Source organism: Melghirimyces algeriensis, from assembly GCF_900182565.1.
GTDB lineage: Bacteria > Bacillota > Bacilli > Thermoactinomycetales > DSM-45169 > Melghirimyces > Melghirimyces algeriensis.
In genome coordinates this window covers 293,971-315,413 of the sequence record NZ_FXTI01000003.1, presented here as the reverse complement: position 1 = coordinate 315,413, position 21,443 = coordinate 293,971, and the positions used below count along the sequence as shown (strand labels likewise).

At 47.6% G+C, this 21,443-nt stretch carries 17 protein-coding genes and 2 pseudogenes; 8 read left to right on the top strand and 11 right to left on the bottom strand.

What is annotated here, in order from left to right; all coding sequences use genetic code 11:
• Positions 1-8: 8 nt before the first annotated feature.
• The 5 genes from FN782_RS06980 to FN782_RS06960 all read right to left on the bottom strand — a co-directional run bounded on the left by FN782_RS06980 (position 9) and on the right by FN782_RS06960 (position 5,701).
• Positions 9-1,406 carry a glutamine synthetase family protein gene (locus tag FN782_RS06980; protein WP_142505042.1) on the bottom strand — a complete coding sequence of 466 codons (1,398 nt, stop codon included), beginning with the start codon at positions 1,404-1,406 and terminating at the stop codon, positions 9-11.
• 24 nt (positions 1,407-1,430) lie between these two features.
• Positions 1,431-2,873, bottom strand: a complete 1,443-nt coding sequence (locus tag FN782_RS06975; RefSeq protein WP_142505041.1) for an NAD-dependent succinate-semialdehyde dehydrogenase — start codon at positions 2,871-2,873, stop codon at positions 1,431-1,433.
• Positions 2,863-3,633, bottom strand: coding sequence for a gamma-glutamyl-gamma-aminobutyrate hydrolase family protein (locus tag FN782_RS06970; RefSeq protein ID WP_185956103.1), 771 nt, complete (start codon positions 3,631-3,633; stop codon positions 2,863-2,865). The genes FN782_RS06975 and FN782_RS06970 overlap by 11 nt, the downstream gene beginning before the upstream one ends.
• A gap of 81 nt (positions 3,634-3,714) precedes the next feature.
• Positions 3,715-4,302 (bottom strand): ANTAR domain-containing response regulator, encoded by a 588-nt coding sequence (locus tag FN782_RS06965; protein WP_142505039.1) that lies wholly within the window; start codon positions 4,300-4,302, stop codon positions 3,715-3,717.
• A gap of 1 nt (position 4,303) precedes the next feature.
• A complete protein-coding gene (locus FN782_RS06960; protein ID WP_142505038.1) occupies positions 4,304-5,701 on the bottom strand; it encodes a sensor histidine kinase in 1,398 nt (465 codons plus the stop codon).
• Between the two features lie 357 nt (positions 5,702-6,058).
• Here FN782_RS06960 and FN782_RS06955 point away from each other — a divergent pair, with 357 nt between their 5' ends.
• A complete protein-coding gene (locus tag FN782_RS06955; RefSeq protein ID WP_142505037.1) occupies positions 6,059-6,751 on the top strand; it encodes an HAD family hydrolase in 693 nt (230 codons plus the stop codon).
• Positions 6,752-7,154: 403 nt separating this feature from the next.
• Here the strand turns inward: FN782_RS06955 and ppsA are convergent, their stop codons facing one another.
• The 6 genes and pseudogenes from ppsA to FN782_RS06935 all read right to left on the bottom strand — a co-directional run bounded on the left by ppsA (position 7,155) and on the right by FN782_RS06935 (position 14,306).
• A complete protein-coding gene (gene ppsA, locus FN782_RS06950) occupies positions 7,155-9,767 on the bottom strand; it encodes a phosphoenolpyruvate synthase (RefSeq protein ID WP_142505036.1) in 2,613 nt (870 codons plus the stop codon).
• A gap of 532 nt (positions 9,768-10,299) precedes the next feature.
• Positions 10,300-10,884, bottom strand: a complete 585-nt coding sequence (locus FN782_RS06945; RefSeq protein WP_246064884.1) for a tyrosine-type recombinase/integrase — start codon at positions 10,882-10,884, stop codon at positions 10,300-10,302.
• Between the two features lie 138 nt (positions 10,885-11,022).
• Positions 11,023-11,307: a Tn3 family transposase gene (locus FN782_RS17460; RefSeq protein WP_425462691.1), complete on the bottom strand. Its 285-nt coding sequence runs from the start codon at positions 11,305-11,307 to the stop codon at positions 11,023-11,025.
• A 5-nt stretch (positions 11,308-11,312) separates the two neighbouring features.
• Positions 11,313-13,388, bottom strand: coding sequence for a Tn3 family transposase (locus FN782_RS06940; protein ID WP_425462690.1), 2,076 nt, complete (start codon positions 13,386-13,388; stop codon positions 11,313-11,315).
• Positions 13,343-13,959: pseudogene (locus FN782_RS17455) on the bottom strand (DUF4158 domain-containing protein). The gene FN782_RS06940 and the pseudogene FN782_RS17455 overlap by 46 nt, the downstream one beginning before the upstream one ends.
• 19 nt (positions 13,960-13,978) lie before the next feature.
• Positions 13,979-14,306, bottom strand: a pseudogene (locus tag FN782_RS06935) (YnfA family protein).
• Positions 14,307-14,545: 239 nt separating this feature from the next.
• Between FN782_RS06935 and FN782_RS06930 the strand changes: the two are divergent.
• From FN782_RS06930 to FN782_RS06900, 7 genes are all read left to right on the top strand, one after another.
• Positions 14,546-15,199 carry an ArsR/SmtB family transcription factor gene (locus tag FN782_RS06930; RefSeq protein WP_142505035.1) on the top strand — a complete coding sequence of 218 codons (654 nt, stop codon included), beginning with the start codon at positions 14,546-14,548 and terminating at the stop codon, positions 15,197-15,199.
• 19 nt (positions 15,200-15,218) lie between these two features.
• Entirely contained in the window at positions 15,219-15,497 is a 279-nt protein-coding gene (locus FN782_RS06925) for a rhodanese-like domain-containing protein (RefSeq protein ID WP_142505034.1), read from the top strand.
• Positions 15,494-16,222, top strand: coding sequence for an MBL fold metallo-hydrolase (locus FN782_RS06920; protein WP_142505033.1), 729 nt, complete (start codon positions 15,494-15,496; stop codon positions 16,220-16,222). Before FN782_RS06925 ends, FN782_RS06920 begins: the two co-directional genes overlap by 4 nt.
• A gap of 113 nt (positions 16,223-16,335) precedes the next feature.
• Positions 16,336-17,511: an MFS transporter gene (locus FN782_RS06915; protein ID WP_142505089.1), complete on the top strand. Its 1,176-nt coding sequence runs from the start codon at positions 16,336-16,338 to the stop codon at positions 17,509-17,511.
• Positions 17,512-17,809: 298 nt separating this feature from the next.
• Entirely contained in the window at positions 17,810-19,090 is a 1,281-nt protein-coding gene (locus tag FN782_RS06910) for an MFS transporter (protein ID WP_142505032.1), read from the top strand.
• Between the two features lie 505 nt (positions 19,091-19,595).
• The gene (locus FN782_RS06905) at positions 19,596-20,063 is read left to right on the top strand and encodes a MarR family transcriptional regulator (protein ID WP_142505031.1); all 468 of its coding nucleotides are present in this window, start codon (positions 19,596-19,598) and stop codon (positions 20,061-20,063) included.
• Positions 20,064-20,102: 39 nt separating this feature from the next.
• Positions 20,103-21,317, top strand: a complete 1,215-nt coding sequence (locus FN782_RS06900; RefSeq protein ID WP_142505030.1) for an MFS transporter — start codon at positions 20,103-20,105, stop codon at positions 21,315-21,317.
• Positions 21,318-21,443: the final 126 nt, after the last annotated feature.

Genomic DNA, 21,443 nt, shown 5'->3' with positions numbered 1-21,443 from the left:
CCCCTTCTTTATCCTTGCTCAAAATATCGGGCGCGTTCCCAAGTGGTGACAACCGCATCATAGGCCTGCTGCTCTAGCTTGGCGGCATACCCGTAATGGTAAGCCACACTCTCGCCCAGAATCTTTTTCACCGCATCGCTTTCTTCCCAGCAGTCAATCGCCTCGTACAGCGATTTGGGGATGCGGAGTGAACCGTTCGATTCATAGGCGTTCCCCTTCAATTCCTCTTCCGGTTCGATTTTCTGTTCAATTCCCTCCAGACCGGCGCCAATCATTGCCGCATAGGCCAGGTATGGATTAATATCCGCCCCTGTAATCCGATTCTCAATCCGGAGACCTTGCTTGTCCCCGACGATGCGGATACCAGCAGAACGGTTGTCGCGACTCCATACGATATGGACTGGAGCCCAGCTCTCCAGAGCAAATCGCTTGTAGGAATTGACGTTTGGAGCGAAGCAGAGGGAGAAGTCCCGTGTATATTTCATCACACCTCCAAGGAAGTGACGCATCGTCTCCGACATGCGATTCTCTGCGGTGGGGTCATAGAAGAGATTGTTCGTTTTATCCGGGTCCCACAAGCTGATGTGGATATGGCCACTGGACCCCGTCCACTGATGATCTGGTTTGGCCATAAACGTGATTGCATATCCTTCCTGAATGCTGATCTCCTTCAAACCGTGTTTGAACGAAACGTGACGGTCCGCCGAGGTGAGCGCATCGGCATATACCAAATTCACCTCGTGCTGGCCGGCGCAGGCTTCCCCCTTAGAGGATTCGACGGGAATCCCTGATTCTGTCATATATTGTCGGAATTTGTGATAAAGCGGCTCATTTTTCGTTCCCTGTAGCAGGTTGTAATCCTCATTGTAACGGCCTGCCGTTAATAATCCCTCATAACCCTTGTCGTGAATCGATTCATAGGTTTCCTCCATCGTATAAAACTCCAGCTCGCTGGCCATCACGACGTGAAAACCACGATTCCGACTTTTTTGAAGTTGCTTCTTCAAAATGCTGCGGGGAGCAATGTCAATTAGTTCCCCAGTCTCCTCGGAGACGACATCGGCTAACACCATTGCCGTTTTGTTCAACCAGGGAATCCAACGCAGGGTAGACCAGTCCGGACGGGCCAGCCAGTCGCCGTATCCCCCTTCCCAGTTCATCTCCCGGAACCCTGGAGGCGTGTTCATCTCCATATCCGTTCCCAACAGATAATTGCAAAAATGTGTGCCGTGATCCAGTCCACCTTGCAGAAAATAATCCCCTGTCAAGCGTTTCCCCATCAATCGTCCCTGCATATCAACAATTGCAACGATCACAGTGTCAATACGCCCGTCCCGGACGGCTTCTTCCAGCTCCTGTTTGGTCATCATCCCTTTGGCTCGCGCTTTGGTATACGTCTGGCTCATTATCGGCCCCTCCTTATGGTTCAATCAATCCAATACTGTGGCGATATACTTCAACTCAAGGAACTCCTTCAACCCGTGGTGTCCCCCTTCCCGACCCATGCCACTCTCCTTGATACCGCCAAAGGGAGCTTGCGGGAAACTGAGAGAGGTTCCGTTCACCCCGACCATGCCGAACTCCAACGCTTCGCTGACACGATGAATACGGCTAACGTCTTGGGTGAATAGATAGGCTGCTAGTCCGTAGGGTGTCCGGTTACTGCGAGCGATCACCTCCTCTTCCTTATCAAAGGCGAGAATGGGAGCGACGGGACCGAATACCTCTTCTTGGGTGAGCTTCATGGAATCATCCACTCCAGACAGAACAGTCGGCGCATAAAAACTGCCTTTCTCAAACAACTCCTCTCCCCCAACCCGGATTTCTGCTCCTTTTTTCCGGGCATCTTCGATCAAAGAGGACACTTTATGGCGTGCTTCTTCATTGATCAGGGGCCCCACTTGCATCCCTGGCTGGCTCCCCTCTCCCACCTTCAGTTGCCGTACTCGGTCAGTGATTCGCTCCGTCAAAGCATCGGCAATCTCTCGGTGAGCATAGATCAGATTGATCCCATTGCACATCTGGCCACAGTTTTCAAATTTGTTGTCCACAATAGCGTCAGCAGCTTTGTCCAGGTCGGCGTCAGAAAAGACGATCGCTGGCGCGTTTCCTCCCAGCTCCAGAGAAAGACGTTTCACTTGGTCCGCCGCCTGGCGCATCAACATCTTGCCCACTTCTGTCGACCCGGTGAAGGAGAGTTTGCGCACCCGTGAATCAGTGAGCCATGCCTGACCGATAGCTGATGCCTTGCCTGTCACCAGGTTGGCCACCCCATCGGGCAGACCCGTCGCCATTAACTCTTCGAACAAAGCCACAGCAATCAAGGGCGTTTCCTTTGGTGGTTTCATAACAACCGTACAACCGGCTGCAAGGGCTGGAGCTACCTTACGGGTGACCATCGCCGCAGGATAGTTCCAGGGAGTGATCAGCGCCGCCACCCCCACCGGCTGTCGCAGAACAGTAATCCGATGATTGGAGCGGGAAGGAGGGATTACTTCCCCGTAGATTCGCTTGGCCTCTTCGGCATACCACTCCACAAACTCAGCGGCAACCCTTAGCTCTCCCTCCGCCTCAGAGACGGGCTTACCCTGCTCTTGGGAGAGGAGTTGGGCCAATTCAGTGCTCTTTGCTTGAATCCTTCGCGCCCATTCCTTCAAATAACGAGATCGCTCAGGGCCTGGCTGCTTGGACCACGCAGGAAATGCTTGATGGGCAGCATCGACAGCCTTTATTGCCAGCTCCTCTCCCCCGTTGGGAATGTAACCGATCTCCTCCCCCGTTGCTGGATTGGTCACCTCCACCGACTCGGCCCATTCCACTTTACGGCCATCAATCCAACAGTAATTCCAGCGTGATTGAATCTCACTTTTCATCTTTTTTTCCTCCTTCGCCCTTAACTTGTTCGATAAGCCAACGGAAAGGGAGCAACCCTTCCTCATACTCCACCGCCATCGTCTCCGGGTGCCACTGGACAGCGAGAATATTGGGGTGGTCCGGGTGATACAATCCTTCCACCACCCCGTCCTCGGCGGTGGCTGACACGAACAGTCCCTCACCTGGTTCTTTGATCACCTGATGGTGGTAGCTGTTTGTATCGATTTCCGCCTTTCCATATAAATCGGTTAGGATAGGATGGAGCAGCTTGACCCGGTGGGCTAAATACCAGCGCGGAGCCCGGTTAAATTGGTGGGTTAGGGTCTCAACTCTTACATCGGCGACATCCTTATACAATGTCCCTCCGAAATGAATGTTGAACAGCTGCATTCCGCGGCAAATGGCCAACACTGGTTTCCGTAAATGGATCGCCTCTTCAATCAGCGCCAATTCAAACCAGTCCCGCTCCGGGGTTAGCTGCCAGCAGCGCATGTCCGGTCGCTCTCCGTACAGAGAAGGATCGATATCCTCTCCACCACTCAAGACCAGACCGTCCAACCCTTCCAGGATGGTGCGGCAATCTTTCTGTCTTCCGACGGGAACTCCCACAGCCACACCACCCGTCCGCTCGACCGCGCGAATATAGTCGTGGCCGACGATGCTGAATCCCTGACCGGGTAACCCGCGAAAGCTCCCACCGTACCCCTCCTCTCCCCGAACGTGGTATCCGGTGATGCCGATTAACGGTTTCTTCCCCATCTTTTTGCCTCCCTTAACAGAAAAGCACCCAAGAAACTCCCTCTGATGAGGGTTCTTGGGCGCCATTGCCTCTTTTTCTATTCATTTTTGATATACTTTTCCTTCTTGCTTCTTCAAAATCTCCCCGGCCCGCTCACCGATGGGTATTTGCCGGTCCATACTGCTCTTCCGCAGATACTGATATGCCTGTTCTTCCGACCAGTCGTACTGTTTCATCAATAGGCCCTTCGCTCGTTCCACCACCTTTCGATCCTTGAGTTTCTGCTCCACTGTGTCCATCTTCTGTTGCATAGAGGCGATTCGTCCAGCTTGGGCGAGGGCGACTTCCACCGCCGGAATCAGGTCCGATTCGCGGACTGGCTTTACCAGATAACCGGTAACCAGCGCGTCTTTCGCCTGCTCTATCAACTCCCTCTGGCTGTACGCAGTCAATAGCAGGATGGGAATCTGTAGAGAACGGGTGATGATCCGGCTCGCTTTGATCCCGTTCATCTTCGGCATCTTGATGTCCATGATGATCAGGTCAGGGCGAAAGCGGTAGGACAATTCCACCGCCCGCTCTCCGTCGCCGGCTTCCCCGGCGATTTCGTATCCCGCTTCCATCAGCATCTCCTTCAGATCCATACGCATGATCGATTCATCTTCCGCCACTAGGATGCGTTCCGGCATGTTATCCCTCCTCCAACGGAATCTGGACGATCGCTTCAGTCCCTTTTGTTGTCGGAAAGATGGAGAAGGAACCGGCTAAGTCCTGTTCCACCAAGGTCCGAACAATTTGCAGACCGAGTGAAGCTCCCTCGTTTCGCTCGGTGGGTAACCCGTATCCATCATCCCAAATCCGTACCCGTACCTCATACCCCAGGGGCTCAAGGTGTACTCCGATCCGACCGTATGGCTGGTCAACAAAGGCGTGTTCAACACTGTTCTGGATCAGCTCATTCACCACCAGGGCCAGCGACACCGCCTTGTCGGATGAGAGAATGATCGGTTTCCCAGTGAAAGCGATTTCAATCTCCTTGTCAGGTTGACCGTTCACCACCAGCTTTGCCCCGATCTTTTTCATCATCTCCAGGATCTCCACTTCTTCCAGACCGGTATTGGAGAAGATCTCGTGGACGGAGGCGATGCTGAGGATTCGATTCAGACTCTCCTGAAAGATGCTTTTCACTTCTTTAGAGCGAGTCCTCCTCATTTGCAGGCGAAGGAGGCTGGCGATCATCTGCAGGTTGTTCTTCACCCGATGGTGAATCTCCTTGATCACCGTAGATTTCACCATTAGTTGCCGCTCTTTTTCCCGAAGTTCCGTTACATCCCGAATCATCAACAGGGTGCCGATGCGCCGGTTGTCCTTTCGCAGACTGATGCTCTTGACCCCCAGCGTCTTTCTCCCCGATCGGACTTCTTCATAGTGAACCACGTGTGATCGGTAATCCAGGTCGCGAAGAAACTCAAGCTGATCTTCTACTGGGACTTCCTGTCCTTTATTCTCCCCCAGCAAATTGAGCGCCTGTGTATTCGCGTAGACAATGTGGCCTTTACGGTTCACCAGGAACAGCGCTTCCTGAATCAGATCGGAGATCAGCGACCCCTGCTCTGTCATCCCCATCAACGTCTCGCTGAGATGCTCCGTTGTATGAGATAGGGCACGCAGTTGGTTCTCATGCCGTAGCTGCAGACTGATATCCTGCTCCATAATCAGGGAGCCGATCGTTTTGCCTTGATCGTTCTTTACTGGAACCACACTTTGTTTTACCGTTTTCCCCTCTTGAGTAATCGCCCGGTTGCGAATGGTAGGTTCTCCCGTCTGATGAGTCCGTGCCACCGCTGGCTCGTACATCTCATAGGCCCACTGTCCCACAACGGATTTCTTGTACAGGGAAGATCCCGTCGAGGGGCTCGCTTCCGCAACCACTACGGCGTGGGGGCCGTCTTGGACCGGACAATCGATAAATACATTCGCTTGGGACAGATCAGCGATCATTTGGAGATTTTTACTCAAATCGCAGATTTGCTGGATATCTTCATCCGTCAATGAAGTGTGTTTTCTGCAAAGATTCTCAATCGACATCACCGCATCGTCTTTCTCCTTTTTGGCAAAAAGGCACCCCAATGGTAAACATTGAAGGCGCCTTTGCCGTCACAATCTATTCACTTTATGTTTGTATTGTAACAGACTTGTGAAGACAAGTAAATGAAATTAAGATAATATTCTGCATCCAAAACTCACCAATAGGGGCAGAACCGCCGCACAGCAACCGTTAATGTATATAGTGATACCAGCGAGCTTAGGGTCCGGGTAAGAATCATGCTTCTTTAGAGAATTGTGTGATGTCTTTACTTTTTCAAGGAACAATTACTTCTCACCCCGCTTTTAACTCCCAAACTAGAGAGAGTTTTGACTGTGATATGATCAAGTAAAAATCCGATGCTAGGAGGATATGATGATACGAGCCGTTCTGTTCAATCTAGACGAAACATTGCTAAACGTAGCGAGTCTCTTCGCAGATTTATTCAGGCTCAGTACCACCAGCATTACAACAAACTTCAATCCGTTCCGTTGAACGAGTGGTGTAATCGGTTTATTCAATTGGATACAGGTGGGTATGTGACCAAAGACCAAGTGTATAAACAACTGTTACAGGAATGGCCAATCGAAGGTTTAGCGTACGAGAGCCTGTTAGAAGAATACCAAAGTAGTTTCGCTCCCCACTGTGTCAGCCGTCCTTGCGCTCGCCAACTTCTCCGATTACTGAGAAACACAGGATTAAAGACAGCAATTATTACGAATGGAGAAACTGTGTTCCAAAAGGCAAATATTCACCAATTAGGGCTCTCTCCCTATATCAATGCGGTGCTTGTATCAGAGGAGGAAGGAATAAAAAAGCCTGATCCTGTTCTTTTTCATCGCGGTGCTAAACGTTTAGGGATTTTACCTGAAGAGTGCCTTTACGTTGGTGATCATCCGATAAACGATGTTACCGGTGCCCGACAGGCTGGCATGAAAGTCGCCTGGCTAAAGCAACAAGATTCTTGGCCCCTGGACCTCCCATCGCCGGAATACGTTCTCCAGAACCTATGGGGGTTATTACCTCTGTTAAAGGAGCTAGGTTCACAATAATTTGATATTGCTACATAAATTGGAGCACTCTTTAGGTTTTAGTTATACTTCCTGATCCTCCAACTGATTGGTTTGAATTTCACCTCGAATCCGAAACGCAGGACGTTGTCCCCCCCAGATCTCCTGTAACCGATGGTTCAGGATCACATTAACAAGGGGGTAGTCCGAGATACATGTAATATATACAGTTCTAGGTGGAATTAATTGGGGGATCGTGTATGCTCCATCACCTCCTCGCCCATCAAAAAGCGCGCCCCTGTCGAAGCAGGGGTCAGCGGACCGAAAAAAGAAAATTGTACGCTAAAGAGCCGGTTTTTTTCAATGGTGCCCGGTAGGGATGGCGAGATACCGCTCTGGTAAACACTGCAGTGTGCTATTAATTAAATCCGGAGGTATTCAGCAATCATAATATTTCGATATAGCCATCTGTTCCATTTACTCGAATACGTTGCCCATCTTTTATTAGCTTGGTGGCATTTTCCACTCCGACAACTGCTGGCAGGCCATATTCACGTGCGATAACTGCTCCGTGGGTCATCAGTCCACCAACTTCGGTGACAAGACCTTTTATGGACACAAACAATGGTGTCCAGCCAGGATCAGTAAAGGAAGTGACTAATATATCTCCTTCTTCTAGATCAGCATCTTCCATGTTTAAGATGACACGTGCTCGTCCCTCTGTAACTCCGGAAGAAACAGGCAGACCTACAATCGCTTCAGCTGGGAGATTTTCCCGTTTGTACTCACCCGTAATGATTTCACCATCAGACGTGATAACACGCGGGGGAGTCAGTTTTTCATATAATTTGTACTCGTCTTTTCGTTTGCTAATGATCTGGTATTCCAGTTTATTTGTGCGTACAACTTCGCGAAGTTCTTCAAAAGTGAGATAGTATATATCTTCTTTTTCATGAATAACGTTGGCTTGTACGAGTTGTTCGGCTTGTTTGAGTAAAGCCTGCTTATAAACGAAGTAGCGATTAACCATGCCGTATTTTGGATATTCACGATAACCGATGAAATTCCGGATTAGGCTGATCATTCGTTTTGTCTCTTTGCCTTTTCGTTTACCATCCGGTAGTTGTTTCAACCGATCTAATAACTCTTGTTCTTTTTTCAAAGCTTTCTGTCGCCCTTGCTCAAACTTCCGATTGCCAGCATTATGTTCAAAGTTTTTGATGTTATTGAGAATCATGGGGATGAGTGTAGTTGGTTTTTCGCTCCAACGAGTTTTCGTAATATCGATTTCTCCGGCACATCGCATTCCGTATTTGTTGAGATAAGCAAGGATAGCGTTTTGGGTCTCCTGCCCACCATCAAAATTGACCAGTTTATCCAAAAAGTTATCATCTTTTACATGCCGTAAATAATCAATTACTTCTGGATAAGGACGAATCACATCTGCGACGTCCAGTAGCGCCAGACCCATTTCCGAAGTAATATCGTTTGGTACAGATAGAGAAAGCGTGTCTGCTGCGTTTTTTTCACCTAACCACTTGTTCATTTTTTCATTGATCCATGATGAAGCATTCATAGCAACTTGAATCACACCCAAGCTTTGTGGATCAAATAAAACCTTCTTTAATCGCTGGATATCTTCTAGAATAAAATCAAATAAATCCGGTCCTGATTTCGTTTGGATATTATACTTTAACTCTTCTATCGATGTTTGACTGCTCTTAATCAAATCAGAAACGATTGTCGGATCGTTTTCGATTTGTGCTTGAAAACCGGCAGGCGACATACCTTTATTGTTTTTACCGGGACTCTGTTCTTTTCTATCATTTGGTAACGATTTTATAAAATCTTCCCGCTCTATTATGGTCATAAGTGCGTCTTTTATGAGCGGATCGGATTGTCCCAGGGTATCTAATAAAATTTCTCTGCTAACAGGTGAAGCCAGATTATGTGTGATATCAACAAACAATCTTCCACCAGCTGTTTGCATGGGTGCATGAGTCGTTAACAGGAAAAAAGACAATCCCAACGGTTTCATGGGGTCGATCATCATTTGCTGATGACCAACAGATACATAGACGTGATTTTCTTGATCATTCGCTTTAGGGATGGGGTATAAAGCAGTGATTGGACGACTCTGGACAATATAAAATGTATCATCAACCAAACACCATTCGATATCTTGTGGGCAACCAAAATAAGCTTCAATCTGTCTTCCGATACGTGCCAGTTGTAAAATTTGTTGTTCAGTAAGTGTTTGCGTCTTTTGCTGATCAGGATCGATCTGCTGTGTCTCTGTCCCACCTTCTTTTCGTCCATAAACAGCCAATTTTTTGGTTGCTATCATCTTATCGACGATTTTATCTTCTTGTACCTTATAGCAATCGGCAGATACCAACCCGGAGACAAGGGCCTCTCCTAGTCCAAAGCTAGCATCGATAGATAGTAGCTTTCGATTGGAAGTAATCGGATCAGCAGTAAATAAAATTCCTGAAGCTTGTGGGAAAATCATCCGTTGAATGATAACGGATAGGTCAACTTGGCTGTGATCAAATCCGTTTTGGATTCGGTAAATTACTGCGCGATCCGTGAAAAGGGAAGCCCAACATTTGCTGATATGTTGCAGGATGGCTTCTTTTCCAATGATATTTAAATAGGTGTCTTGTTGACCAGCAAAAGAGGCATGTGGCAAATCTTCAGCAGTTGCACTGGAACGCACTGCATAAGCATGTTCAGCGCCAAACTGGGAGAGATAGTGAGCAACTTCTTTCACAACATCGGAAGGAATTTCTACTTCCATAATGATTTGTCGAATCTTCCTGCTGATTTCACCAATTTGATCTCGATCTTCTACTTTTAGCAATGTTAGTTGATCCAACAATGCGTGGAAGGCTTCGTTTTGTTTGAGGGCTTTTTGATAGGCTTCTGTCGTAACACAAAATCCTTCTGGCACTTGTATTCCATGAATCTTCGATAGTTCTCCTAAATTCCACCCTTTTCTTCCGACCAGCAAATGTTGCGTATCAATCTCCTGAAAACTGATAACATAGGAACCCATTTCAATTCTCTCCTTCTTTCAGACTCTATCTGTCGCAATTCCACCTTTGGTGATCTGGAGCATATCTCTAATTTTTTTGGAGTTTGTATTAGAGTCGGTTCGATAATAGTCCCTTGCGAGTTGCAAAGCATATGCATAAGTCAGAATATGCATAAATTCTATAACGTATCTTTAAGAATAAACAGTCTATATCTAATCCTATCTATATTGTATAATTAAATTGGGAGAGACGTATAAGGCTCAACACCGCGATTTCTTGCCCATCCACCTGATTCTTTTGAATTTCTTCGTTCCAGTCAAAGAAAAATATAATATCAATTTATACCCATTTATTTTAGAAAGTTAAAATAAGGAAGCGTAGACGGAGATTCTACCGACGACTCCTCCAAAAACCCGGCTCCTTAACGTACAGGATGCCGGGTTTTTTGTGGCTTCTGATCGCCTTAACGGGGCAGAACTAGCAATGCTACGAAATCCGCAATACATACAATAAATGGGATTTAATTCGTCCTTATTTATGAGGGTGGCTTTTTTATACCGGAAACTCGTGGATCACTCGGTTATATTCTCCTTGCGCCTCTGTGATCGCTAACTTCGAATAAACCTCCAAGGACTGCCGACTGGCATGCCCTGAGTACGGCTGGATTAAGGCATCGTCGATCCCTTTCTTTTTCAAGCAGGTCAGCAAAAAGTGACGGAGCTTGTGGGGGGAGATGGATTGTTCCATCCCCGCCTGGTCGGAATACTTTTTGAGGATTTTACGGATCCCGCGGTCCGTGTATTTCTTTTTCCAATTGGATTCAAATAGGTAGGTGCCTCCGTTTTGTTTAGCATGCTGGATATGGAGAGCCAACGTTTCTTTGAAGGCTGGCGGAAATGGGACCACCCGATCTTTCTTGCCCTTACCTTGATTGATCCGGATCTGACAATGCTGCAAGTCGACATCCGTCAGGCGGATTCCGACCAGTTCACTCACCCGGACTCCAGTATAAAGAAGGGTTTTGATGATCATCATGTCCTGAATATTTTTCGCTTTCCACACCGCTTCGTAATACCGTCGAATTTCCTCCTCGGTAGGAACATAGGGCAGTTTTTTGGGTGCCTGGGGCACCTCCACTTCCAATTCAGTTTCTCAGGTGGCGGAAGACACTTTTCAGGTAATCATAGTTCGGCCGTTCCCCGCGCAAGTACTTGGCCAATTCCTTGGCCTTTTTGTGGGCGGGTGTCCGATGCTCGATCATGATGGATCTCCTCTCTACAATGCAAGTCGTTGAGTTAAGTCGACATTAAACTCGCCATAAGGGTTGATATGGCTGTAAATCAGCGGGGAGAGTGCCCGGAAATCCTCGGGGGTCATGGTCTCTCTCCACGATTTTTCTTTCAGGAGATGCTGGATCTTCAAGGTATTCATATAGACTAAACAGTTCTGGAGTAGATGGAGGCAGAGAATGGCGATCTCCTGTTCCTCCGGCTGATTTTTGGTGATTTCGCCGCTTCGCCCGAAGAAGATAAAATGGTTGGCGGAGTTCCAATTCTCCACGACATTCAACCCTTAGTGGATTTCACGGCGGACTTCTTCGGATTGCAGGTAAAAATTGTCTTCACGACTTTACCCAGTTCGCTTAACGCTTGGTACGTGGGGTGGGAACGGTTCTGCTGGAATCGCTTTAGAATCGCCTCTGTCTCCGCCGTTCCCAAACGAAGAGCCGTGGCATACTTCACCATCTGATCGTATTGGTGCCAGATCAGATCCCATCGGATCGGGTTCTTGGCCAACACCGGTTGCAGGTTTGGATAGGCCTCTGCGGACCCCGCCTCCGGCTTGTAGAGCCGCTGGGATCCGATATTTTTAAACCGGGGCATTAGTTGGAAGTTCAACAGATGGCAGAAAGCAAAGGCTACCTCGCTTTGCCCGTGGGTGTCCACGTAGTTCTTCTCCACATCCTTGTCGGTGCAATGGCGCAACAGACCTTCGATCATGGCCGCGACCTCCGAAGAGGAACAGGTTTTCAGTTGAGAGTAGATACAGGCGGATTTCTCCTCCACATGCCAATAGACCATTACCCCGCGGCCGCGGTAGCGGATGTGCCATTCCGTCATCAGGTTTTGATCCCAGGCACCGAACTTCTTCGAGTCGGACGCACAGCTGGTCGTAGCCTCGCCCCAAACCTCCTCCAGTCGCTCCTTGAGGATGTGGTTCACGACTTCGGCGATCGCGCCCTTCACGTTGTCCCGATGGATGAACTTCCGCTTGATGTACAACAGATCCTTGTAGGTCACATCGGGGTTACCGGCGGCGACCCGCTTCAACCCCATGTTGGTGCCCAACCCGTATAGACACAGCAGCAGCCGCTTCTGGATAACCTTCCGGTCCAGGCGTTCATGGGTGGCCAACGACTGAAAGGCGTCTGTAAAGCCCACACGCAAATCCGCTTCCTTCAACAAATCGATAAGCTTGACCATCCACCAACGACGGGCAATTTCCTGTTTTAACCGGGAGAGTTGTTTTGGTTCCGGCTGAGCCTCCAAAGGGGAAACGGAGATCCAGCCACCTTTGTGAGGGGTCACGGCCACTTTTTTATTCCTGGGAAGTCCTTGATTCAGTTGTGACAAAGCCGCATGCTGGGCTTTCTTCATTTGAGCGATAAAGGCATCGGCATCCAAAGGCTGTTGCAAGGTGTGGTAGTGCTCCTGCCGGCGGGCTTCAAAATCATCGGGTAAATCCTCCTCCGGGTTGCGGTAGCGGTCCGCTCCGACTACCCAGATCTCTTTGCACCGCAATTGATCCCGCAACGCATGGAAGACACAGATTTCGTAGTTGATCCGGTTGACCCTGGGTCGGCCCTGCGGATCGGTCTCCAAAACCGTCTCCCGCCACATCGGACGGATCACCCCCTCGATGGGCACCTCATCGGTGACGGGGAAATACTTCTGGTTCGTTCCAATGTACTGTTTCACGAGCTTCAAAGCGGCGAGCACCGGTCGGTGGATTTCGTTATTGGAACGGAACGTTAGGATCTCCAGGAGGTCGGCAAGGGCCCGGCGGTAGGATTGGCTGTAAGAGGCTCGCATCTTGACGTATACTTTTTCCTTGTAGACCAATTGGGTGTACTTCAACTCCTTCAACAGGTCAAGCAGAGTTTCGGGATCGACTACGGAATATAGGACCTCTCCAATGATGCCATCTGGGTGGCCCAGCGTCGCCTCCAAGAGTTGCACCAGCAAGTCTCTCTTTCCCCGCACCCGCTTCACTTCATGCAACAGCTCCCGTTCCACTTTTCGTTCGGACCGGATCCGGATGTTATGGACAATGGTGATTAACAATTCCACCAAACTATCCGTAATCTCCTGGGCCCGGGACCAAAAGAAGGCGGCGAATAATGAGTACCGAACCGGTGGCTGATGCCGACGAAGTTCCCGAAGCTCCTCTGAGACAGCCCGCATCCGATATCGTTTCAGCATCTTCGTGGGTACGTGGGACAGCAAGTCCGCCGGGAGTTCCAGGTGACGGATGGTCTTTAACTTTCGGATCTCCAGAAGCAGGCTCTCTTTGCAAGCGCGTCCGGGTCCCAGCGTCAACTTCCGGAAGGTGATCGCTTCCGAGGGATCGTTACTCTCCACACCTCCTCCATTTCCGCCCAGGAGTCGATGAGAGCATCCACTCGGGCGACAGAACCCGCAGAGAGCTTCTGGTACGTCTCTACGAAAAACTGTTGCTCCTGCGTCCGTATTGCTGAACGAACTAGGCGTCCGAGTTGACCATCCGGGGGTGGTTCCACTTTACGCCGCCGATATTCCGCATATACAACGGCTTGTAACGCCTCTTCGTCCTGGGCGTGATCCCAAACCTGAGGGAGCAACCATTGGATGATTTCCGTTTCATCTTGAAGAGACCCATCCCGAAATCCAAAATGGCGACGGATCTCCGCGCGATGGCTGGTTCCTGTCCTTTCCTTCCAAGGTATTGGTCCCATGTCGCTATGGGCACCTTTAACTGTTTAGCGAGAAAGCGGACGACCCCCATCGGCACTTCTTTAGGATTGGCCGGGAAACGGGCTTCTTGCTGGAACACTTTGAAGAGAACGGCAAAGCCCAGTCGATTATCCAAACGCTTTTCTTCGATCCACATTTGTTCCTTTGGAAGAATCGTAAATTGCTCGATCAGCGCTTCAGGATCCCAATAATTCTTCATAGCACTCCTCCTGGGCCGTTTAATTTCGAGGGGCCCACAACATCACGGACACACCGATCAGGCAGATGCTGGCCCCGATCCAGTCGTAACGATCCGGGGTCTTTTGGTCGATCCCCCAACCCCATAAAATAGAAACCAGAATGAACACCCCTCCATACGCGGCATACACCCGGCCAAAGGACGGGAAGGTCTGCAAGGTTGCAATCACGCCATATAACGCCAACACAACACCGCCGATCCCCCCCGATCCAAGCCGATTTTCCCTCCCGCAATTACAACCAAATCAGATACCCCCCACCGATTTCAGCGAGTCCCGCGATCAGAAACAAGATAATGGCTCGGCCCATGAAGTGAATCCTCCTTTATCTTTAGTGAGTAAAGTTCTTAGAAGCGTCAGAGTCGGAACTTTAATCTTGCTCAAGGCGATTTTCTCTTGGTATAGATGATAAAAGTACTTGAAAATAACCGAAGTTCCTTTCCCGATTTATTATTCGGTACTCCTTCATTGTTCTCCTACCACTTGAAATGGGACAATGTGATATGCTATCTTTAATTCAATAAATCAATTGAATAATGGAGGGAGCCCATGAAAGAAGATGTGCGGATGCTGAAAGACGGGATTTATGGACAATTTGCCCGGATCGGCAAAGCCCTGTCCAGCCCCCGACGATTGGAACTTTTGGATTTACTATCGCAGGGACCGAAAAGTGTGGAGACATTATCCCGAGAGACCATGATGAGCGTGGCCAATGTCTCGCAACATCTGCAAACCTTGCTGGAAGCTCGCTTGGTTATTTTCGAAAAAAAAGGTACTTACGCTATTTACCGTTTATCCAGTTCCACCACCTCTCGGTTGCTCCTTCTCATGCAGGAACTGGCAGAAGAGCTATTGGCGGAAGTGAAACAGCTTCGCGAGCAATTTTATCGAGGAGAATTGGAAGCAATTAGCCTGGAAGGACTTCAAGACCGGATGCAAAACGAAGACGTCATACTGATTGACGTTCGACCGAAGGAAGAATACGAATACGCCCATATTCCGGGAGCTTATTCTGTTCCCATCACTGAATTGGAGCAACATTTGAAGCAGCTCCCACCAGAGCAAAAAATCGTGGCTTACTGTCGTGGACGATATTGTGTGTATGCTGCCCAAGCAGTGGACCAACTTCGATCTCACGGATATCAAGCCGTTCGATTGGAGGAAGGAATCCGGGAGTGGAAAGTCCTTTCGATTCCGGAATGAATAAGAGGAGGTTTGATTCATGAAGAAGGATAAAAAAACGCTTCTGGTGGATGTACGGGATCGAGATGAGTATGAGCAAGGCCATGTTGATGGTGCCATCTCTGTTCCCTTGGAAGAACTGACTGAGAAGAGTTTCGAATGGCAGGAACATGAGGTCACAGTCGTTTGCAACTACGGAGGCCAACGCAGTCAAAAAGCAAAGGAAATTTTAGAGGAAAACGGGGTATCGGTCAGCATTTTACCTGGAGGATATCACGGTTGGAAATCCAAACAAGGGGAAGGAGAGGGTACCAAATGATTTTTCGCCAGCTACTTCACTTCGATCCGGTTGGTGCTTCCTATGTCTTTGGGTGCGGGGGAAAGGCTTCGGCCGCTGTGGTGGATCCACAACTTGATATTGAGCCGTATCTCAAAGCTTCGGAAGAAACGGGAATGAACATTAAATATGTGATTGACACACATCTTCATGCGGATCATCTTTCCGGGGGGCGAAAACTGGCGGAAGAAACCGGAGCAAAATATGTTCTTCATAAGAATGCGGACGTGAAATATGACTTCTTTGGCGTGCAAGACGGGGATTTTTTGGACTTAGGCAACGTCAAAATCCGTGTGTTGCATACACCGGGGCACACACCGGAACATATTTCGCTTTTGGTTACCGATCGAACCCGTGGAGAGGATCCTTGGTTTGTTTTAACGGGTCATACGCTGATGATCGGAGATGTCGGTCGGACCGAGTTAGCTTCCAATATAGAAGAAGGGGCTCGTGATTTATATCATAGCGTGTTTGAAAAACTACTTGGTTTGGAAGATCACATTGAAATCTATCCCGGCGCCTTTTCGGGGTCCGTTTGTGGGCGTTCCTTAAGCGGAAAACCCTTCTCGACCATTGGTTTTGAAAAGCGGTTCAACCCGGCCTTGCAACGAACCAATCCCACCGAGTTCATTCAGTTTATGTTGGAAAATATTCCTCCTCAACCGGATGACTTCCAACAAATTCGTCAGTCCAATCAAGGATATTAACTTCACGGACCCCCAATCTTGGGGGTCCCATATGTAAAAAGGTGGTGAGCCGATTGCAAACTTCTTTGGATCAAACCATTCGCATTGGATTAAAAGAAAATCGATTCTTGTTCATGATGTTGGTCGTCGTTAATTTGTTCGTCGGTTCGATGGTGGGGCTGGAACGAACCGTTTTACCCTTGTTGGGGGAGAAGACCTTTGGTTTGGCATCCGCTACGGCCACATTATCTTTCATTGTGAGCTTTGGTTTTACCAAGGCAATGGTGAATTTTTTGGCGGGAGCCTTGGCGGATCGATGGGGCCGTAAAAAAGTGTTGGTAGTTGGGTGGATGTTTGGAATAGCAGTACCGCTCTTGGTGATCGTTGCTGATTCCTGGTGGTGGATTATTGGGGCCAACATTCTGTTAGGGATCAATCAAGCGCTTGCCTGGTCGATGACCGTCAACATGAAAATGGACATTGTGCACCCGACGCAACGGGGCTTGGCGTTAGGATGGAACGAATTTGCCGGATATGTCGGTCTGGCAGGAACCACGGCCATTTCTGGATACCTAGCGGCCCAATATGCTTTACGACCAGAACCTTTTTATTTTGGAATAGGAATCGCTTTGCTCGGGTTGGTGCTTTCGTTGTTTATAAAAGATACGGGAAACCATCTTCGGATGCAAAAACAACACGCATCAACGGAGGCAAAGGAATCTCCTTCGATGGGAACCATCTTTCGCACAACGACATTTAGCAATCCTACTCTATCGAGCTGTACATTCTCCGGTCTGGTTACCAATTTAAAAGACGGCATGGCGTGGGGGTTGTTTCCGTTGTTTTTTACAACAGCGGGGCTGTCAGTGGGCAAAGTCGGATTTCTTGTTGCCCTTTATCCAGCAGCATGGGGGATTTTTCAGCTTTTTACCGGTGGATTGAGTGATCGGTGGGGCCGAAAATGGATGATTGTGTCGGGGATGTGGGTACAGGCGTTAGCTATTTGGGGCATCTTAATTTCCAATAGCTTTACCGGATGGGTGATCGGTGCCATATTCATGGGGCTCGGTACGGCAATGGTGTATCCGACGTTGCTTGCTGCGATTAGTGATGTGGCCCATCCCAGTTGGCGCGCGAGCTCGTTAGGTGTTTATCGTTCTTGGCGAGACAGTGGTTATGCCTTCGGGGCCCTATTAGCGGGAGTGTTAGCAGATCTGTTAAACATTACATGGGCCATTGGGTTAGTGGCTTTGTTACCTCTCATTGCTGGACTGGTTGTAGCCTTCAGAATGGCAGAAACCTTGAAGTAAGTAGAAGATAATGACTCTCTGCAAAGAGCGATTATCTAATTGTCGTTCTGGAGACGGAGGGTATGTACTTGAGGCATTTGATCTCCCTAGTGTAATTGCTGATTACTCAATTTCAACTAGTCGATTGGAGTCATCGGTGTTTTCACAATAAGCTCTGGTATCATCGTTTTATTCTTCATGAAAGAGACCAAACACTTTAACACTTAAGTGCAAATTTAGGTTTAATTTTCTTTAGGAGATATTGTCCGATCTCAAACCTTATGTGGGTCTGTAGAAAGGTGGTTCTGAGTAATATCGCATGAACTATTCAATCAAAAGTCAAAAATCCAGCTTTCGGAATTACATTGATTCCCCAGAAATGCAGGAACAGCTATATAAAAGAACGTTGCTTATCGTTGTCATTTCACAAATTTTAGGTGGTGCAGGGCTTGCAGCGGGAGTAACGGTTGGAGCGCTCCTCGCTCAGGATATGTTGGGAACGGAAAGTTTTGCTGGCATTCCTGTTGCATTGTTCACTGTTGGTTCAGCCTTAGCCGCGCTTTTGGTAGGGCGACTTTCTCAACGTTTTGGTCGTCGTTCAGGACTCGCAACAGGATTCTTAGCTGGAGGCATTGGCGCAATCGGGGTAGTAATTGCTACAGTAGATCACAATATTCCACTTCTTTTTGCATCACTATTTATCTATGGTGCAGGCACTGCTACAAACTTGCAAGCACGCTATGCAGGTACAGACTTAGCAAAACCTACACAGCGGGCAACAGCAGTAAGCATTGCAATGGGGGCAACTACTTTCGGTGCTGTTGCAGGCCCAAACTTGGTTGATGGAATGGGTCGGTTTGCTACGTCACTTGGTATCCCAGCTCTAGCCGGTACTTTCATTTTAGCTGCCATAGCCTACATCTTGGCTGGTTTGGTCCTATTGACCTTCCTGCACCCAGACCCATTTGTCGTTGCCAAAGTAATCGCTGAAGCACAAAAAACGGACCAGAGCACCCACTCAACCATGAATTCGAATAGACTAGCAGTAAACAAACGGGGAATCATTGTTGGAGCCACCGTGATGGTATTAACTCAAATCGTTATGATCGCAATTATGACGATGACTCCATTACACATGAAACACCACGGTCATGGTCTGAATGAGGTAGGATTAGTAATCGGTATTCATATCGGTGCAATGTACCTCCCATCCCTCTTGACTGGTATCCTCGTAGACAAGATTGGTCGCACTACAATGTTGTTCGCTTCTGGTGCGGTTCTACTTGCTGCTGGTACTATTGCTGCAATAGCACCTCCCGATTCTATAATAGTACTTATCACCGCTCTCGCACTGTTAGGATTAGGTTGGAACTGTGGTTTGATTAGTGGCACAGCGCTTATCGTGGATGCAACTCACCCGGCTACTCGAGCGAAAACACAGGGGACGATTGATGTCTTGATTGCTTTGGCTGGGGCATCAGGGGGTGCATTTTCTGGAATAGTTGTTGCACACTCTAGTTACGGAGCACTCTCACTTACCGGAGGCATCCTATCATTACTACTGATACCAGTCGGTATTTGGTCTCGTCGCAGTCACTGATCCAAAAATATACTGTTCATAAATAAAGTGAAGAATTGAGATACTTCCTGCTTTGAATATTATATCAAGGTTGGCGTCCAAACTCGTTAGGTGTTTATCCCTCTTGGTGGGATAGTGGTTATGCCTTCGGAGCTTTATTAGCGTCAAATCTGTTGAATATTACATGAACTATTGGATTAGTGGCTTTGTTACCTCTCATTACTGGACTCGTTTCATCCTTCCGAATGACAGAAATCCCAATGTAGTAAATAACCGCCCTCTACAGAGGGGGGTTATTTACTGGTTTATTTACCTAAAAATTAAATTTCCGTTTTTGCAGCGTTGCTGGTATTACCCCTTAACGTACAATTTTCTTTTTTCGGTCCGGTGACCCCAAGCAACGGATTTTTGGCTGTCTCATCCTTAGGATTCGACAGCCGCCCTCCCGTCGCTTGACATCCTCATAGTTAACCAGTAAACTATTTCTATAGTTAACCGGTTAACTATAGAAAAGGAGCGTTTTGCTATGAGAGACGTACATGAAAAAGCCTTTCAAGCAATTCAAGACTTTGTCGTAAAAAGAGAAAGGAACATTCAAAATAGGAAATCAATGGAAGACAAGTTGGCGAAAGAACTGAATGATTCAAACCGAAATTGGACGATTACGCAACTTCACATTGTCTCACTGATTCATGATAACGAAAAACCGATAAATAACACGTTCCTCGCCGATCAACTAAATATTTCAAAAGCAGCTGTTTCAAAGGCAATCAGCGTCCTTATGGAGCATAACATGCTTTCAGCGCACAGGAATGCAAACAATAATCGAGAGATTCACTATTCTTTAACAGAAAAAGGAAAGCAGTTAGCCGCAATTCATGATCGCATACACGAAATGGTAAAGAGCCGTTATATGCAACTGTTTGAGAAGTTTTCCGATTCCGAATTGGAAGTCGTAATTAAATTTCTCAACGAATGGTCCAAACAAATATAGCGAATAACAATGCTATTCGCTAATCTAGGAGGCTTTCACATGGGACGTGTGAACACAGGATCTACTTTCATCTTATACTTGGTCTGCATCAGTGCATTTTTTGCGTCTTTCAATCAGAATATCTATTCCCCACTCATCCCTTTAATAAAAGATTCATTTCATGTTTCTTTAACGATGGTGAACCTGTCGGTTTCGATCTTTATATTGATTGCAGCGATCATGCAAATTGCTCTTGGATCACTCATTGATATAAAAGGTGCTAGGTTCGTTCTCATACCCGGCATCATATTGATCGTTGTCGCGAGTATTGTTTGTGCAATTACACATCATTTCGCCGTGTTTCTTATATTTCGCTCCCTGCAGGCAGTGGGGACGGCTGTCATTCCACTGATCGCAGCAACCACAATTGGTCGCCTGTTTCAAGGGAGTGATCGTGGAAGTGCGATGGGAACCTATCAAACGCTGTTATCTATTGCTCCCGCAATTGCACCGGTACTTGGCGGATGGGTTGGCGACCAGTACAGCTACCATGGGGTTTTCTGGCTTCTCGTAGGGATATCGGTGATTTTGCTATTGGCTAATACCCTTTATTTTCCAAGAGACAAAAAACCACAAAAACAGAATATAGGCACAAAAGATATATGGAACCATTATCGAATCATTTTTAAAAGTAAATTGGGAAATTCCATTTTAATCTTGAGCTTTCTAAACTTTTTCATATACTTTGCGCTTCTTGTATATCTCCCCGTTCTGCTGACAGATCATTATCATTTAAGTTTAAAAATTGTCGGGATGCTCTATTTACCAATGACTGTAAGTTTAATCATAGGAAGTATAATCTTTAAATACATCCAAAAGGTCATCCCGCTTCAAAAACTCTTTACATTCAATCATTTAATCATAGCTTTAAGTGTTGTATTATTTTCATTTACCAGTACATCTTCCCTAATGAGCATGTCTATCATTTTATGTGTTTATGGAATATCGATAGGGGTCCTAACCCCTCTGTATGCCACAATGATGACCAATGAATTTGAACATCATCGGGGAAGTGCGATGGGAGTGTTCAATTTTATCCGATATATGGGTATGGCTATCGGTCCTGTTGCATCGGGCTTCTTAATGGCGCGAACAAATGCTGCAATCGTCTTTGCAGCATTGGGAATTCTGTTCGGAATATTAAGTATCCTCCTGCTGATATGGATTAGGGACAGGAGAAGAGTAAATACCATAAAAAATAAAACCCTCAACTGAGGTCTTTTGGTAAAAACTGAACAATAGCGCGTTCCTATATTTAGATAATGACCGAAGCCGTACAATCAATTAACTATATCAGGCACCTTGCACACTACGACGAGACATCGCCACAATGTTACATCG